Origin of the sequence: Streptomyces sp. NBC_00080 (genome assembly GCF_045041255.1) — a bacterium.
Taxonomy (GTDB): Bacteria; Actinomycetota; Actinomycetes; order Streptomycetales; family Streptomycetaceae; genus Streptomyces; species Streptomyces coriariae.
This window is the reverse complement of the sequence record NZ_CP108235.1, coordinates 7,876,162-7,893,362: the sequence shown is the minus strand read 5'-3', so window position 1 is coordinate 7,893,362 and position 17,201 is coordinate 7,876,162. Positions and strand designations below refer to the sequence as shown.

The following is a 17,201-nucleotide window of genomic DNA, read 5'->3' as shown; positions in this document are numbered from 1 at the left end:
GACGGCCTCCCCCTCTGTCATCTCAACCTGAGAGCTTCACCGGGCCGCCCGAGGGCACCCGGCTTTCACCGTCGGTGAGAGCGGAAGCCGTCGACGCCGTCGGCACCCGCCCTGCTTTCCAGAGTGACCTCGTCCGTGCGGTACGTGAGCCTGAGAGATTCCGGGGAGGATTTGCTCCTTCGGCGCCTCCGGTGATGTCCGGAGGACTCTCCCGCGCGGTGTCAGCAGCCATTGTCAGACTACCAGCGGGGTCAACGAGACTCGCTCGAGTGGCCACTCGTCCCAATGTGCTCTTTTGTAGTGCTTACGGATGAGTTGCGACCAAGTGGAGGGCCCGTGCAGACCGACATCGATCCGCGCAACCTGATCGGCCGCAAGGCGTTCGACCGCAACGGCACCAAGATCGGCACGGTCGACGAGGTCTATCTCGACGACGCCACCGGAGTTCCGGAGTGGGCGGCCATACGCACCGGCCTGTTCTCCCGCGACGCCTTCGTCCCCCTGGAGCCCAGCCAACTGGTCGAGGGCACCCTGCGCATCCCCTTCGAACGGGCCCTGATCAAGGACGCTCCCGACTTCGGCGTGGGTCGCCACCTCTCCCCCGAACAGGAGCTCCAGCTCTACCACCACTACGGCCTCGACGTGGGCGCCGCTCCCCCGCTCCCCGACCGCGACTTCGGCCGGCTGGCGGGTACGGACGACAGCTGACCCCTCGGCCCCTCAGCCGCAGGCCTGTAGCAGCGCCCCGAGAATCCCGGCAGGGTCGTACAGCGGCCGGGCGCCGTCCGTGACGACTCTTCGGGTGCCGGCATCGACCGGATCGGTTCGCGCCCAGTGGGCGGAACCGATCACCACCGCGCCCTCCAGACCGGAGGCGGTCACATACCGCCATTCGGTGACGGACCCCCGTTCCTGGACCCGGACCACCTCCCCCAGGGCCGGCTCCCGCGCCCACCCGTCGTCCTCCGCGTACCGGGCAGGCGCCGTCGACAACACCACGAGGTCCACATCCGAGTCGGGACGCGCGGCCCCGCGTGCAAGGGACCCGACGAGCAGCAGCCCCACCACGTCACTCCGGTTCCCCGCCCACCGGGTGACCCGGTCCACCACCCGGCCCATCTCCGCTTCGCGCTCCGGCGACGCCCCCGCCGGGTCCGCGAACCGGCCTCCGTGCAGCTTCATGCAGTTCCCCATCCGTCACCGGTGTCACCTCTCGGGACACCGCCACCGCTCCGACCCACCCCACACTTCGAACCGCTTCACTCTGTGTAACTGATCCGCCTCACGCGGAGTTCCCGGGCTCCACCCCCGACGGCTTCGCCTCCGGACGCGGCGCTCCCGTCGCCGTCCCGCCACCGTCTTCCTCAAGTCTTCGTCGCACCAGCGGCAACGGATCCGCCGGCTCCAGCCCCGGATCGTCGGTCCTGAAGGTGCGCACCCGTCCCGGCTCCGACTCGGGCGTCTCGAACCGCACGGTGACCCGGCCCAGCCCGCTGCCCTGCACCCATCCGTGTCCGAGCTCGGCATGCCGCACGTCGTGTCCTGGGCGCCACTGGCGCTCGACCGGCACCGGCGCCTCGCCGACGGGCTCGTCCGCGAGTACCTCCTCGGGCCCGTCCGCCCGGTCCTCGGCGGCCTGCGCGAACAGATCCTCCTGTGTGAAGTCCGCAAGCCCGCTGACGCCCACCCCGAGCAGCCGCACCCCGCCCGTCGTGTCCACCGAGTCCAGCAACCGGGCCGCCGCCTCCCGGACCACCCCCGGGTCATCGGTGGGTCCGCGCAGGGTCTCGGACCGGGTGAGCGTGGAGAAGTCGTACCGCCGCACCTTCAGCACGATGGTCCGCCCCGACAGGCCGGCTCCCCGCAGCCTGCGCACACACCGGTCCGCGAGCCGCTGCACCTCCAGCTCCACCCGGACCCGGTCGTGGATGTCCACGTCGTACGTGTCCTCCACCGACACCGACTTGGTCTCCCGCTCCGCCACCACGGGCCGGTCGTCGCGGGCCAGCGCCATGGCGTACAGCGCGTGCCCGTGCGCCTTGCCCAGCAGCCGTACCAGCTCGTCCTCACCCGCCTCCGCGATCTCGTCGATCGTGGTGATCCCGGCCCGGCGCAGATGGTCCCCCGTCGCCGGTCCGACCCCCGGCAGGGTCCGCACCGACAGCGGTCCGAGCAGGGCCCGCTCGGTCCCCGGCTCGATCAGCACCAGCCCGTCGGGCTTCGCCTGCTCCGAGGCGATCTTCGCCAGCATCTTGCAGGAGGCCAGGCCCACCGAACCCGTGAGCCCGGTGACGGCCCGTATGTCCGCGCGCAGCCTGATCCCCGCCAGCCGCGCCGACTCGCTGTCCCACGCCGCTCCCCCGGCATCCAGGTCCACGAAGGCCTCGTCCAGACTCAGCGGCTCCACCAGCGGCGACAGCGCCCGCAGCAGCCCCATGACCTGCTCGCTGATCGACCGGTAGAACGCGAAGCGCGGGACCAGATACGCGGCGTTCGGAGCCCGCCGGCGCGCCTGGGCCATGGGCATCGCCGAATGCACTCCGAAGACCCGCGCCTCGTAGGAGGCGGTCGCGACCACTCCACGGGGCCCCAGACCCCCCACGACCACGGCTTTCCCGCGCAGACTCGGCTTGGACGCCTGCTCCGCCTGGGCGAAGAAGGCATCCATGTCGAGATGCAGGATCGTGGGCGCGTTTCTCACATGTCCGATGCTGCACCACGCCACTGACAATGACGTCGTACAGCTGCCCCCAGCACGCCAGGAGGGGTGTCAGACGGCCCGGTTACGCCGACGGGCCAGCTCGTCCGCCGGATTGTGGCCGACGAGCGTCTCCCCGGTGTCGACACGCTCCCCGTGCAACTGCGACAGCGCGCTCTCGACGTCCCGCCACACCACGCCCACGGCGATCCCGAAGATGCCCTGACCGCCCTGGAGCAGCGCGTGGACCTCGTCCGGCGAGGTGCACTCGTAGACCGTGGCGCCGTCGCTCATCAGCGTCATGCGCTCCAGGTCACTGAACCCGCGCTCCCGCAGATGCTGCACGGCGGTGCGGATGTTCTGCAGCGACACCCCGGTGTCGAGGAACCGCTTGACGATCTTCAGAACGACGACGTCCCGGAAGCTGTACAGACGCTGCGTGCCGGACCCGTGTGCGGGCCGCACGCTCGGCTCCACCAGCCCGGTGCGGGCCCAGTAGTCCAGTTGCCGATAGGTGATGCCGGCGGCCGCGCAGGCCGTCGGACCGCGATAGCCGATCTGCTCGGACGCCATGGACGTCGCCCCTCCGCTGCTCGGCACGGCCGCCGGTCGCTGCGGAGCGTGGTCGGCCGCGCTGCTCTGCTGGGGGTACCCCCTGCTCGAGCGTGCTGGAGAGCCCGGGGAAGGGTACGGACCGCTCCCCCCGACACCGAGTCCGGGGGCACCCCCAGCCGTACCGTCGCCGCTGCTTCTCACGCCGACCTCCGTCCTTGACCTGCCTTGTCGACGGTAGGCAGTCACCAGGGGTGCGTCAACGATCGCCACACTCGGCACGCCGAGTGATAATCACCCTGAGAGTGGTTTCCCGCACCCCGTCGCGGGGAAAGGCTAGCCGAATGCGCTGAGAAGTAGCCGTAGGACGCTCTCACTCGCCGTTGGCATTTGCCGAAAACAGGGCGGGCGTCCCCGTGCAGGACGCCCGCGTTCCGCGCATGTGCCGGCTACTGGTTGCTGGTGCCGAAGTCCTCGGGCGAGATCTGGTCGAGGAACTCGCGGAACTTCTCCACCTCGTCCTCCTGCTCGTCCGGGATGGCGATCCCCGCGTCATCGAGGACGGTGTCACTGCCGTAGATCGGTGTCCCCGTGCGCAACGCCAGCGCTATGGCGTCCGACGGACGCGCGCTCACCTCGACCCCGCTGGCGAAGACCAGCTCCGCGTAGAAGACGCCCTCCCGCAGGTCCGTGATGCGCACCTCGGTGAGCTCCTGGCCGACGGCCTCCAGCACGTCCTTGAACAGGTCGTGGGTCAGCGGTCGCGCGGGAGCCATGCCCTGCTGGGCGAAGGCGATCGCCGTCGCCTCGCCCGGTCCGATCCAGATGGGAAGGTAACGGTCGCCTCCCACTTCACGCAGCAGCACGATCGGTTGGTTGGAGGGCATCTCGACCCGGACACCTACGACATCGAGCTCGTTCACACAGCAACCCTAGGCCGTGCCCGGGACGTTTGGGTAGTCGGGCCGGGAACGGGTGACCGATCCGCCCAGGGCGAAACCGCCCGCTCAGGGCAGTCGCACCCCGAGTGCCGTCTGCACCAGCGCCGCGTGCAGCCGCACCGTGAGCCCCGCGATCTCCTTCGTACGGGCCTGCGCGTGGGCCCTGGTCTGCGGATTGCGGTGGCGCTTGAGCGGGGCCACCACCTGGTCCACGAGCCCGGCCTCACGGTCGGCCGCGGCCTTCATCACCCGCAGGTGCCTGGGCTCGATCCCGAATCTGCCCAGCTCGGCGACAAGCGCTGCCACCGTGGCCGCCTCGGCGTCGTAGACCCCGTCCTCCAACGGAGCGACGAGGCCGTAGGACTCCCACTCCTCGAGCTCCGGCTCACCGATTCCCGCGGTCGCCAGCAGCTCGGACCGGCCGATCCTGGCGACGGTGGGCCCCTCCGACGCCTCCAGAACGACCTCGCCGTCCCGCTGCCGGCCCACGGTCGGCAGCGGCGCTGCCTCGCCGCGCTCCACGGCGTCCAGGTGCTCGCGGATGACCTTGAGCGGCAGATAGTGGTCCCGCTGCATCCTCAGGACGTGGCCGAGGCGCTCGACGTCCCGCACAGTGAACTTCCGATACCCCGAAGGGGTCCGTTGCGGCTCGATCAGCCCTTCCGACTCCAGAAAACGGATCTTGGAGATGGTGACTTCGGGAAACTCGTCGCGCAGCGCGTTCAGCACGGTGCCGATGCTCATCGGACCACCGTCCGCGGCGGCGGTGCCGTGTCCGGCACCGCCCCTCGGTGTTTGAAGCATGGACCTTCCCTGGGGAGTCCCCCCGGACGGTGCCCGGGGGCCGGTCAGTAGCCCCGCTGGCTCGCGTAGAAGACCAGCCGGTACTTGCCGATCTGCACCTCGTCACCGTTCGACAGAGGGACCTCGTCGATCCGCTCCCGGTTGACGTACGTGCCGTTCAGACTGCCGACGTCCGCGACCTTGAACGTGCCGTCCGGGTTGCGCCGGAACTCCACGTGGCGACGCGAGACCGTCACGTCGTCCAGGAAGATGTCGCTCTGCGGGTGACGCCCGGCCGTCGTCAGGTCGCCGTCCAGAAGGAAGCGGCTGCCCGAGTTCGGGCCGCGCCGCACGACCAGCAGGGCGGAACCCAGCGGCAGCGCGTCGACCGCGGCCTGCGCCTCGGGCGAGAGCGCGGGCAGCTGCGTCTGACCGGTGACCTCGGCGTCGTAGGCCTCGAGACCGGAGATGGAGATGGTGGAGGTCGTCTCCGACGGACGCTCGGGCGTCAGCCCGGGGCGCAGCGGCGCGCCGCAGTTGGAGCAGAAGCGGCTGTTCTCCGCGTTGCGGTTACCGCACCTCGTACACACCAGGGCCGACATAGGGGAAAACCCTCCACCCGTACTTGAGGTTGACGGTTGGCCGAAACCTATGCCGCCGGACTGCGCAGGGTCAACAGACGCCGCGCCCTGGCCGCCGGAAACGTCGCCGCCCTGACCAGCCACCTGGTCCCTGAACAGCGGCCGCTGACCCTCTGCGTCAGGCTGTGCGCGATGGCGAGCGGTCGCGTTGTCGCTACCCTCTCGCGCGCTCTTGCCGAACAACTTCGCAAACAACTTCACGGGCGATTCCCCTTGACCGAAACAGACCCGCCCGTGGGGCAGGACGAACCCTGACTGAATACACCGGTCGACCCGGACACCTTCACAACGTCCGTGCCCACCAGACAGTTTCCACCACGCACCACCCGATCGGTGCGTCGACCCCCCGCAACCTCATGCCCCTGCCGGACGGCCGCCATGCACCCCCGGTTCACTGGCCCGACGACCGAGCGTAGTCAGGCTGCTTCGCCGCTCGCAAGGCGTCCACGACGATCTTGTCCGACCGCTCGACAGTCACGGTGGCCTGCTCCTTCTCAAGAGTCTGCACCACGCCTCCAGGGATGTTCAGCGCCGGTTCGAGGTCCTGCGGGTTGCCGATGACCTTGAAACGAAAGGGCGTGTTGATCTTGTTCCCGTCGACGCTCACACTCTTGCCCGAATCCTCCAGAAAGGTGCCGGCGACGACCCGCACTCCGTTCACCTGGATCGCCTCGGCCCCTGCCGCGCGCAGCTCCTGGATCGCGTCGAGCAACATGTCCGCCTCGACCGTCCCCTTCGTGTCCTCGATGGTCATCGTGATGCCCGGCCCCTGCGCAGCGACCGTGCCCGCCAGAATGCCGAGTTGCTTCTCCTTCTCGACCGTCTGCTTCCGGGCCTCCTCGGCCTGGTCGGAGCTGTTCTCCAGCTCCTGCTGCTGCTTCTCGAGACCCTGCTTCTCGTCCTCAAGACGCTGACTGCGGTCATCGAGTTCATCGAGGATGCGTACGAGATCTTCCTGACGCGCACCGCGCAGCGCGTTTCCGCTGTCGCTGTTGGAGGCGACCTGCACCGCCAAGCCGAAGCCCAGGCCGAACAGCAGCAGGGCGACGATGAGTTGGGCCCTCGACACCCGCGGCGGCCAGAGTCCCTGCACCAGCCGCTGCCGACCGGTCAGCGCGGGCTCGGCGGGCTTCTCGGCCACGTCGTCCGCGGACGCGGTCACCGGGACCTCGTCGGGCAACTCCTTGCGGAGCCTGTACTCGGGCGTCTCGTCCTGGTTGCTCATCGACCTCACGCCCGGAAGACGTGCCGACGGATCGCCGCGGCGTTGGAGAAGATCCGGATACCGAGGACGACCACGACCCCGGTGGACAGCTGCGATCCGACGCCCAGCTCGTCCCCCAGGAAGACGATCAGCGCGGCCACCACCACGTTCGACAGGAAGGACACCACGAACACCTTGTCGTCGAAGATGCCGTCGAGCATGGCCCGAAGCCCGCCGAACACGGCGTCCAGCGCCGCCACCACGGCGATCGGCAGATAAGGCACGACGGCCGCCGGAACCTCGGGCTGGACCAACAGGCCGGCCACGACTCCCACGACGAGGCCCAGTACGGCGATCACGATGTGCCCTTCTCAGTTCTCGGCTGCGCTGTACGTACGATCACACTCGGTGCGGCGGGCAGCCGGAGGTCGTCCGCCACGGAGATGGCCGTCCGGATGCCGTAGTTCTCCTGCAAGGCGTTCAGATACAGCCCGTCGGCGCTGTTCTGGAACCTGGTGCTGAGGCTCTTCCCGTCCCCCACCGCCAGCACCGTGTACGGCGGGACCAGCGGTTTGTTGTCGACCAGTATCGCTTCACCCGCGGCCCTGATCGCCGAGAGCGCCGTCAGCCGTTGTCCGTTGATGGAGACGGCCTCGGCACCCGACGCCCACAGCCCGTTGACCACGCGCTGCATGTCACGGTCCCGGACCCGCCCGGTGTCGGAGAAGCCTGAGGTCTCACGCGGGTTGCCGTCACCACCCGTGGTGGCTTCCTTGGCGTCGTCCACGACCAGCTTGACGCCCGGCCCGTGCACCTCGACGGCGCCCGACAGGATGCCCACCAGATCCGCCTGGTCACCGCCGCCGCTCTGCTTGAGCGCCTCCTGCTGCCGGCCGCTCACATCGTCGCGCAGCTTGTCGACGGCGCTTTCGAGCTCGTCGGCGGCATCGGTCTCACGATCGATACGGTCGATGAGCTCCTCGCGTTCCTTCGCGACGACCGGCGCCGCGACCCGCGCCTGCGCCGCACCGACGGTGACCACGAGGGCCGCGAGCACCAGGCCCACGGCGAGACCCAGCTTCGCCCGAACCGTCCTGGGCAGCCCAGCGGCGCCCTCGGCCTGCTTTCGGGCGGCGGCCTCGGCATAACCGTCGTCGAGGCTGTGGTCCATGACGTTGGTGAGCAGCGACATGGACGCGTCCGGGCGTGACACACGCGCGGGTGTGCTCCGAACGGGGGGCTGCTGCGGCATGCCGCACATCGTCGCACGTCGCGCCCAGTACCTCCGAATGGCCCCACCGGCGTGCCGGACAGGCCCCCTTGGGGACACTTGTCCGGCACGCGCGCGTGCGCGTGGATCAGCGGCCGGCGCTGTCCACGACCGCCGACCACTCGTCGAGCAGGGCCTGCGCCGACGCGTCGTCCGGCCCCTCCGCCCACAGGTGGGTGACGGCCTCGGCCGGGTCCGGCAGCACCATCACCCAGCGCCCGTCCGTCTCCACCACCCGGACCCCGTCGGTGGTGTCCACGAAGCGGTCTCCGGCCACCTCCACGACCCGCCGCATCACGAGGCCCTTGACCGCCCACGGGGTCGCCAGATCCCGCTTCAGGACGTGCGCCCGCGGAATCCGCGCGTCGATCTGGCTGAGCGTGAGCTGCGTCCGCGCCACCAGCCCGATCAACCGCACGAAGGCCGCCGTACCGTCGAAGACGCTGCTGAACTCCGGGACGATGAAACCGCCCTTGCCGTCCCCGCCGAAGATGGCCGTCTCGTCCCGCCCGACGCGGGTGAGGTCGTCCGGCGAGGTCGTCGTCCACTCGACCTGCGTCCCGTGATACGCCGCCACCTGCTCGGCGATCCGCGTCGTGGTCACCGGCAGGGCGACCCGCCCGCTGCGCCGCTCGGCGGCCACCAGGTCGAGCAGCACGAGCAGCGCCCGGTCGTCCTCGATGATCCGGCCCTTCTCGTCGACGAGGGAGAGCCGCTCACCCACAGGGTCGAACCGCACGCCGAACGCGGCCCGCGACGACGCCACGATCTCTCCGAGCCGGACGAGCCCGGAGCGCCGCTGGTCGCCCGTCTCCGTGGGCCTGGCCTCGTTCAGACCGGGATTGACGGTCAGCGAGTCCACACCGAGCTTGCCCAGGAGGCTCGGCAACACCAGCCCGGCGCTGCCGTTCGAGGCGTCCACCACGACCTTGAGCCCGGACTCCGCGATCCCTGTCGTATCCACGTTCCGCAGCAGCGACCCGGTGTACGAGTCGAAGACGCTGGCCGGGAAATGCAGGTCGCCGATCTCTCCCGGGAACGCCCGCCGGTATTCCTGCCGCGCGAACACCCGGTCCAGCTTGCGCTGACTGCCCTGCGACAGATCCGCGCCCTGTCCGTCGAAGAACATGATGTCGACGGAGTCCGGCACCCCGGGCGAGGTCCGGATCATGATCCCGCCGGCACTCCCCCGCGCCGTCTGCTGCCGCGCCACGGGCAGCGGGACGTTCTCCAGGTCCCGTACGTCGATGGCGCTGGCCTGAAGCGCGGAGATGACCGCCCGCTTCAGCGCACGGGCACCACGCGAGTGGTCCCGGGCCGTGGTGACCGTGGACCCCTTCTTGAGCGTCGTGGCGTAGGCCCCCGCGAGACGCACGGCCAGTTCGGGCGTGATCTCGACGTTCAGGATTCCGGACACTCCACGGGCACCGAACAGATGCGCCTGCCCACGGGACTCCCAGATCACCGACGTGTTGACGAACGCGCCGGCTTCGATGGTCTTGAAGGGATAGACCCGCACATTGCCCTGCACGATCGATTCTTCACCGATCAGGCATTCGTCACCGATGACAGCGCCGTCCTCGATCCGGGCCGCCCGCATGATGTCGGTGTTCTTCCCGACGACACAGCCACGGAGATTGCTGTGCTCACCGACGTACACGTTGTCGTGTACCACGGCCTTGTGCAGGAAGGCCCCGCTCTTCACGACGACGTTGGATCCGATGACGGAGTGTTCGCGGATTTCGGCGCCGGCCTCGACCTTCGCGTAGTCCCCGATGTAGAGAGGGCCGCGAAGGACGGCATCGGGATGCACCTCGGCACCCTCGGCCACCCACACGCCGGGCGAGATCTCGAACCCGTCGATCTCGACGTCGACCTTGCCTTCGAGCACGTCGGCCTGGGCCTTCACGTAGCTCTCGTGCGTGCCCACATCTTCCCAGTAGCCCTCGGCGATGAAGCCGTAGACCGGCTTGCCTTCCTTCATCAGCTGCGGGAAGACGTCCCCGGACCAGTCGACGGGCACATCGGCCTCGACGTAGTCGAAGACCTCCGGCTCCATGACGTAGATGCCCGTGTTCACCGTGTCCGAGAAAACCTGGCCCCAGGTCGGCTTCTCGAGGAAGCGCTCGACCTTGCCCTCCTCGTCGACGATGGTGATACCGAATTCCAGCGGATTGGGCACACGCGTCAGACAGACGGTGACCAGTGCGCCCTTTTCCTTGTGGAAGGCGATCAACTCGGTGAGGTCGAAGTCCGTGAGGGCATCGCCGGAGATGACGACGAAGGCGTCGTCCTTCAGCGCCTCCTCTGCGTTCTTGACGCTTCCGGCGGTACCGAGTGGCTTCTCCTCGTTGGCATAGCTGAGCTCCATTCCGAGCTCTTCGCCGTCACCGAAGTAGTTCTTGACCAGCGACGCCAGGAACTGAACAGTTACGACGGTCTCGTTGAGCCCATGCCTTTTGAGCAGCCTCAGTACGTGCTCCATGATCGGCCGGTTGGCCACCGGCAGGAGCGGCTTGGGCATGCTCGAGGTCATAGGGCGAAGGCGCGTGCCTTCGCCTCCGGCCATCACGACGGCCTTCATGTCGGAAGCGTCCTCCTATTGAGACGACTGTCTAGCCGACTTCACCCGTCCAGATTGTCCCGCACTTTTCGTCCGCGGGCCATCGAGCCACTGCGCAGCTGCCAATCGGCGAGGTCAGTCGGCCACGGCGTCCGCACGAACGAGGCGGCGGACCTGTACCACATAGAGGACTCCTGCCCACCAATAGAGCGTTGTACCCCATCCGGCGAACGCCCATCCGAAAATGGCAGCGAGTGACGCCAGCCAGCCACTTCCGTCACTGAGCAGAAGCAGCGGGAAGGCGTACATCAGGTTGAAGGTGGCCGCCTTCCCCAGGAAGTTCACCTGCGGCGGCGGATAGCCGTGTCGCCTGAGGATGCCGACCATCACCAGCAGAAGCAGCTCCCGGGCCAGAAGTACAGCGGTCAACCAGACAGGCAGAATCTCCCGCCAGGTGAGACCGACCAGAGTCGAAAGAATGTAGAGCCGGTCCGCAGCAGGGTCGAGGAGCCGGCCGAGGCTGCTGATCTGGTTCCAGCGCCGAGCGAGCTTGCCGTCCAGATAGTCGGTGATCCCGCTGAAAGCCAGCACGAGGAGAGCCCAGCCGTCGCTCTGCGGGCCTCCGAACTCGGGCCGGAGGATCAGCCACAGGAACACGGGTACGCCGACCAGGCGCGCCATGCTGAGGATGTTCGGGATGGTGAGGACCCGGTCTGTCTGGACACGGGTCTCCTGGACCTCCACCCGGGGGCCTCCAGTAGGAAATGAGCCAACGATGCCCCCTGACCTTACCCCAACGCAAAAAAGCTCTGGCCCTCGGGCTGTATGCCCAAGAGCCAGAGCTCTAAAAGGAGTTCGGCGGTGTCCTACTCTCCCACAGGGTCCCCCCTGCAGTACCATCGGCGCTGTAAGGCTTAGCTTCCGGGTTCGGAATGTAACCGGGCGTTTCCCTCACGCTATGACCACCGAAACACTATGAAACTGTCCAGCCGCACCACACCGTGACCATGGCATGGGGCTGTTCGTGGTTTCAGAACCAACACAGTGGACGCGAGCAACTGAGGACAAGCCCTCGGCCTATTAGTACCAGTCAGCTTCACCCATTACTGGGCTTCCACATCCGGCCTATCAACCCAGTCGTCTACTGGGAGCCTTAACCCCTCAAGGGGGTGGGAATACTCATCTCGAAGCAGGCTTCCCGCTTAGATGCTTTCAGCGGTTATCCCTCCCGAACGTAGCCAACCAGCCATGCCCTTGGCAGAACAACTGGCACACCAGAGGTTCGTCCGTCCCGGTCCTCTCGTACTAGGGACAGCCCTTCTCAATATTCCTGCGCGCGCAGCGGATAGGGACCGAACTGTCTCACGACGTTCTAAACCCAGCTCGCGTACCGCTTTAATGGGCGAACAGCCCAACCCTTGGGACCGACTCCAGCCCCAGGATGCGACGAGCCGACATCGAGGTGCCAAACCATCCCGTCGATATGGACTCTTGGGGAAGATCAGCCTGTTATCCCCGGGGTACCTTTTATCCGTTGAGCGACGGCGCTTCCACAAGCCACCGCCGGATCACTAGTCCCGACTTTCGTCCCTGCTCGACCCGTCGGTCTCACAGTCAAGCTCCCTTGTGCACTTACACTCAACACCTGATTGCCAACCAGGCTGAGGGAACCTTTGGGCGCCTCCGTTACTCTTTAGGAGGCAACCGCCCCAGTTAAACTACCCATCAGACACTGTCCCTGATCCGGATCACGGACCCAGGTTAGACATCCAGCACGACCAGAGTGGTATTTCAACGACGACTCACCGTGAACTGGCGTCCACGTTTCAAAGTCTCCCACCTATCCTACACAAGCCGAACCGAACACCAATATCAAACTGTAGTAAAGGTCCCGGGGTCTTTCCGTCCTGCTGCGCGAAACGAGCATCTTTACTCGTAGTGCAATTTCACCGGGCCTATGGTTGAGACAGTCGAGAAGTCGTTACGCCATTCGTGCAGGTCGGAACTTACCCGACAAGGAATTTCGCTACCTTAGGATGGTTATAGTTACCACCGCCGTTTACTGGCGCTTAAGTTCTCAGCTTCGCCACAACGAATTGTGACTAACCGGTCCCCTTAACGTTCCAGCACCGGGCAGGCGTCAGTCCGTATACATCGCCTTACGGCTTCGCACGGACCTGTGTTTTTAGTAAACAGTCGCTTCTCGCTGGTCTCTGCGGCCACCCCCAGCTCGAGCAGCAAGTGCTCTCACCAGACGTGGCCCCCCTTCTCCCGAAGTTACGGGGGCATTTTGCCGAGTTCCTTAACCATAGTTCACCCGAACGCCTCGGTATTCTCTACCTGACCACCTGAGTCGGTTTAGGGTACGGGCCGCCATGAAACTCGCTAGAGGCTTTTCTCGACAGCATAGGATCATCCACTTCGCCACAATCGGCTCGGCATCAGGTCTCAGACTATATGGCGTGCGGATTTGCCTACACACCGTCCTACACCCTTACCCCGGGACAACCACCGCCCGGGATGGACTACCTTCCTGCGTCACCCCATCACTCACCTACTGCAAGTCTGGTTCGTCGGCTCCACCACTTTCCTTTCCCCGAAGGGTCCGGAACGGCTTCACGGACTTAGCATCGCCTGGTTCGATGTTTGACGCTTCACAGCGGGTACCGGAATATCAACCGGTTATCCATCGACTACGCCTGTCGGCCTCGCCTTAGGTCCCGACTTACCCTGGGCAGATCAGCTTGACCCAGGAACCCTTAGTCAATCGGCGCACACGTTTCTCACGTGTGTATCGCTACTCATGCCTGCATTCTCACTCGTGAACCGTCCACAACTCGCTTCCGCGGCTGCTTCACCCGGCACACGACGCTCCCCTACCCATCACAGCGGGCGTTGGCCCTATAGCTGCAATGACACGACTTCGGCGGTACGCTTGAGCCCCGCTACATTGTCGGCGCGGAATCACTAGACCAGTGAGCTATTACGCACTCTTTCAAGGGTGGCTGCTTCTAAGCCAACCTCCTGGTTGTCTGTGCGACTCCACATCCTTTCCCACTTAGCGTACGCTTAGGGGCCTTAGTCGATGCTCTGGGCTGTTTCCCTCTCGACCATGGAGCTTATCCCCCACAGTCTCACTGCCGCGCTCTCACTTACCGGCATTCGGAGTTTGGCTAAGGTCAGTAACCCGGTAGGGCCCATCGCCTATCCAGTGCTCTACCTCCGGCAAGAAACACACGACGCTGCACCTAAATGCATTTCGGGGAGAACCAGCTATCACGGAGTTTGATTGGCCTTTCACCCCTAACCACAGGTCATCCCCCAGGTTTTCAACCCTGGTGGGTTCGGTCCTCCACGAAGTCTTACCTCCGCTTCAACCTGCCCATGGCTAGATCACTCCGCTTCGGGTCTTGAGCGTGCTACTGAAACGCCCTATTCGGACTCGCTTTCGCTACGGCTTCCCCACTCGGGTTAACCTCGCAACACACCGCAAACTCGCAGGCTCATTCTTCAAAAGGCACGCAGTCACGACGCATTGAGTAAACTCAATGCGCGACGCTCCCACGGCTTGTAGGCACACGGTTTCAGGTACTATTTCACTCCGCTCCCGCGGTACTTTTCACCATTCCCTCACGGTACTATCCGCTATCGGTCACCAGGGAATATTTAGGCTTAGCGGGTGGTCCCGCCAGATTCACACGGGATTTCTCGGGCCCCGTGCTACTTGGGTGTCTCTCAAACGAGCCGTTGACGTTTCGACTACGGGGGTCTTACCCTCTACGCCGGACCTTTCGCATGTCCTTCGCCTACATCAACGGTTTCTGACTCGTCTCACAGCCGGCAGACTGTGAAAGAGAGATCCCACAACCCCGTACACGCAACCCCTGCCGGGTCTCACACGTATACGGTTTGGCCTCATCCGGTTTCGCTCGCCACTACTCCCGGAATCACGGTTGTTTTCTCTTCCTGCGGGTACTGAGATGTTTCACTTCCCCGCGTTCCCTCCACACTGCCTATGTGTTCAGCAGCGGGTGACAGCCCATGACGACTGCCGGGTTTCCCCATTCGGAAACCCCCGGATCAAAGCCTGGTTGACGACTCCCCGGGGACTATCGTGGCCTCCCACGTCCTTCATCGGTTCCTGGTGCCAAGGCATCCACCGTGCGCCCTTAAAAACTTGGCCACAGATGCTCGCGTCCACTGTGCAGTTCTCAAACAACGACCAGCCACCCATCACCCCGAACCCTTAACAGGTCCGAGTGCACTGGGGCCGGCATCAGAAGGACGAGCAAACGCTCGCACCCTCAGATACCCAACAGCGTGCCCGACCCGGTCCCGTCCGGAGATCATGCTTTCCACGCCCTTGCGGACAGTACTTGCAGCCTCCGACCCGTGAACCGGACCGAATAATCAACGTTCCACCCATGAGCAACCAGCATCGGACGTACGCCGATGTACTGGCCTCTGACCGGGCAAGCCCGGTAAGAAGTGCTCCTTAGAAAGGAGGTGATCCAGCCGCACCTTCCGGTACGGCTACCTTGTTACGACTTCGTCCCAATCGCCAGTCCCACCTTCGACAGCTCCCTCCCACAAGGGGTTGGGCCACCGGCTTCGGGTGTTACCGACTTTCGTGACGTGACGGGCGGTGTGTACAAGGCCCGGGAACGTATTCACCGCAGCAATGCTGATCTGCGATTACTAGCAACTCCGACTTCATGGGGTCGAGTTGCAGACCCCAATCCGAACTGAGACCGGCTTTTTGAGATTCGCTCCACCTCACGGTTTCGCAGCTCTTTGTACCGGCCATTGTAGCACGTGTGCAGCCCAAGACATAAGGGGCATGATGACTTGACGTCGTCCCCACCTTCCTCCGAGTTGACCCCGGCAGTCTCCTGTGAGTCCCCATCACCCCGAAGGGCATGCTGGCAACACAGAACAAGGGTTGCGCTCGTTGCGGGACTTAACCCAACATCTCACGACACGAGCTGACGACAGCCATGCACCACCTGTACACCGACCACAAGGGGGCGCCTGTCTCCAGACGTTTCCGGTGTATGTCAAGCCTTGGTAAGGTTCTTCGCGTTGCGTCGAATTAAGCCACATGCTCCGCTGCTTGTGCGGGCCCCCGTCAATTCCTTTGAGTTTTAGCCTTGCGGCCGTACTCCCCAGGCGGGGAACTTAATGCGTTAGCTGCGGCACCGACGACGTGGAATGTCGCCAACACCTAGTTCCCACCGTTTACGGCGTGGACTACCAGGGTATCTAATCCTGTTCGCTCCCCACGCTTTCGCTCCTCAGCGTCAGTAATGGCCCAGAGATCCGCCTTCGCCACCGGTGTTCCTCCTGATATCTGCGCATTTCACCGCTACACCAGGAATTCCGATCTCCCCTACCACACTCTAGTCTGCCCGTATCGAATGCAGACCCGGGGTTAAGCCCCGGGCTTTCACATCCGACGCGACAGACCGCCTACGAGCTCTTTACGCCCAATAATTCCGGACAACGCTTGCGCCCTACGTATTACCGCGGCTGCTGGCACGTAGTTAGCCGGCGCTTCTTCTGCAGGTACCGTCACTTTCGCTTCTTCCCTGCTGAAAGAGGTTTACAACCCGAAGGCCGTCATCCCTCACGCGGCGTCGCTGCATCAGGCTTTCGCCCATTGTGCAATATTCCCCACTGCTGCCTCCCGTAGGAGTCTGGGCCGTGTCTCAGTCCCAGTGTGGCCGGTCGCCCTCTCAGGCCGGCTACCCGTCGTCGCCTTGGTGAGCCATTACCTCACCAACAAGCTGATAGGCCGCGGGCTCATCCTTCACCGCCGGAGCTTTTAACCCCCACCCATGCGAGTGGAAGTATTATCCGGTATTAGACCCCGTTTCCAGGGCTTGTCCCAGAGTGAAGGGCAGATTGCCCACGTGTTACTCACCCGTTCGCCACTAATCCCCACCGAAGTGGTTCATCGTTCGACTTGCATGTGTTAAGCACGCCGCCAGCGTTCGTCCTGAGCCAGGATCAAACTCTCCGTGAATGTTTACCGGTAATCCGGTCGACACCACGAGAGCGGAACAGCCAGGCGGAATAAGCCCGGCCGTTCACAGCGTCCTCGCTGTGTTTTGTTTCAAAGGAACCTCATCCTCGGCTATCACTGCCGGGGACGGGGTATCAACATATCTGGCGTTGATTTTTGGCACGCTGTTGAGTTCTCAAGGAACGGACGCTTCCTTTGTACTCACCCGAGAGACTCTCTCAGGCTTTCCTCCGGGCGCTTCCCTTCGGTCTTGCGTTTCCGACTCTATCAGGGTTTTTCCGGCCCCCTGACCACCGTTCTGCAGACATGCAGAAGATGATCCAGAGATTAGGATCTGACAAGTTGGGTGCTGCTCGGCAAGCGCGCTTGATCGCGTCACTCACCCTCAAGCAGGAGTACGACTGTACACGGGGCCGCGGAGACGCTGCAAATCGACTACGCTAGTGGTCTAGACCACGGATCGGGTGCTCTCGTGCGGAACCGGTACTTCATATGACATACCCTGCTGCACAGTGCGCCGACCT

At 64.9% G+C, this 17,201-nt stretch carries 12 protein-coding genes, 3 rRNA genes and 1 riboswitch; of the genes, 1 reads left to right on the top strand and 14 read right to left on the bottom strand.

Annotation, left to right across the window (positions count from 1 at the left end; all coding sequences use genetic code 11):
• Positions 1-128: 128 nt before the first annotated feature.
• Positions 129-224: riboswitch (glycine riboswitch) on the bottom strand.
• 112 nt (positions 225-336) lie between these two features.
• A complete protein-coding gene (locus OHU34_RS35245) occupies positions 337-708 on the top strand; it encodes a PRC-barrel domain-containing protein (protein WP_020133144.1) in 372 nt (123 codons plus the stop codon).
• 12 nt (positions 709-720) lie between these two features.
• On the opposite strand, the gene OHU34_RS35240 is transcribed toward OHU34_RS35245, so the two are convergent.
• The 14 genes from OHU34_RS35240 to OHU34_RS35175 form a co-directional block, all read right to left on the bottom strand.
• Positions 721-1,182, bottom strand: a complete 462-nt coding sequence (locus OHU34_RS35240) for a nucleotidyltransferase domain-containing protein (protein WP_142269279.1) — start codon at positions 1,180-1,182, stop codon at positions 721-723.
• Positions 1,183-1,282: 100 nt separating this feature from the next.
• Positions 1,283-2,701 carry a DNA polymerase IV gene (locus tag OHU34_RS35235; RefSeq protein WP_405770104.1) on the bottom strand — a complete coding sequence of 473 codons (1,419 nt, stop codon included), beginning with the start codon at positions 2,699-2,701 and terminating at the stop codon, positions 1,283-1,285.
• Between the two features lie 69 nt (positions 2,702-2,770).
• A complete protein-coding gene (locus tag OHU34_RS35230) occupies positions 2,771-3,454 on the bottom strand; it encodes a MerR family transcriptional regulator (protein WP_078616156.1) in 684 nt (227 codons plus the stop codon).
• 245 nt (positions 3,455-3,699) lie between these two features.
• Complete coding sequence (locus tag OHU34_RS35225) at positions 3,700-4,173, bottom strand: bifunctional nuclease family protein (protein WP_004934251.1); 474 nt, start codon at positions 4,171-4,173, stop codon at positions 3,700-3,702.
• Between the two features lie 84 nt (positions 4,174-4,257).
• On the bottom strand, positions 4,258-4,995 hold the full coding sequence (locus OHU34_RS35220) for a MerR family transcriptional regulator (protein WP_142269281.1): 738 nt from the start codon (positions 4,993-4,995) through the stop codon (positions 4,258-4,260).
• Positions 4,996-5,039: 44 nt separating this feature from the next.
• On the bottom strand, positions 5,040-5,924 hold the full coding sequence (locus OHU34_RS35215) for an FHA domain-containing protein (protein WP_078616158.1): 885 nt from the start codon (positions 5,922-5,924) through the stop codon (positions 5,040-5,042).
• A gap of 82 nt (positions 5,925-6,006) precedes the next feature.
• Positions 6,007-6,840, bottom strand: a complete 834-nt coding sequence (locus OHU34_RS35210) for a DUF881 domain-containing protein (protein ID WP_142269282.1) — start codon at positions 6,838-6,840, stop codon at positions 6,007-6,009.
• A gap of 5 nt (positions 6,841-6,845) precedes the next feature.
• On the bottom strand, positions 6,846-7,178 hold the full coding sequence (locus OHU34_RS35205) for a small basic family protein (RefSeq protein WP_020133151.1): 333 nt from the start codon (positions 7,176-7,178) through the stop codon (positions 6,846-6,848).
• Positions 7,175-8,011: a DUF881 domain-containing protein gene (locus tag OHU34_RS35200; RefSeq protein ID WP_230196498.1), complete on the bottom strand. Its 837-nt coding sequence runs from the start codon at positions 8,009-8,011 to the stop codon at positions 7,175-7,177. The genes OHU34_RS35205 and OHU34_RS35200 overlap by 4 nt, the downstream gene beginning before the upstream one ends.
• 166 nt (positions 8,012-8,177) lie before the next feature.
• Positions 8,178-10,673, bottom strand: a complete 2,496-nt coding sequence (locus tag OHU34_RS35195; protein ID WP_054240337.1) for a mannose-1-phosphate guanyltransferase — start codon at positions 10,671-10,673, stop codon at positions 8,178-8,180.
• A gap of 114 nt (positions 10,674-10,787) precedes the next feature.
• Entirely contained in the window at positions 10,788-11,396 is a 609-nt protein-coding gene (locus tag OHU34_RS35190; RefSeq protein ID WP_020133154.1) for a CDP-alcohol phosphatidyltransferase family protein, read from the bottom strand.
• A gap of 109 nt (positions 11,397-11,505) precedes the next feature.
• A 5S ribosomal RNA gene (gene rrf, locus OHU34_RS35185) occupies positions 11,506-11,622 on the bottom strand.
• 90 nt (positions 11,623-11,712) lie between these two features.
• Positions 11,713-14,835, bottom strand: a 23S ribosomal RNA gene (locus OHU34_RS35180).
• Between the two features lie 316 nt (positions 14,836-15,151).
• Positions 15,152-16,677 (bottom strand): 16S ribosomal RNA (locus OHU34_RS35175).
• The 16S, 23S and 5S rRNA genes sit together here, the layout of an rRNA operon.
• Between the last annotated feature and the right edge of the window lie 524 nt (positions 16,678-17,201).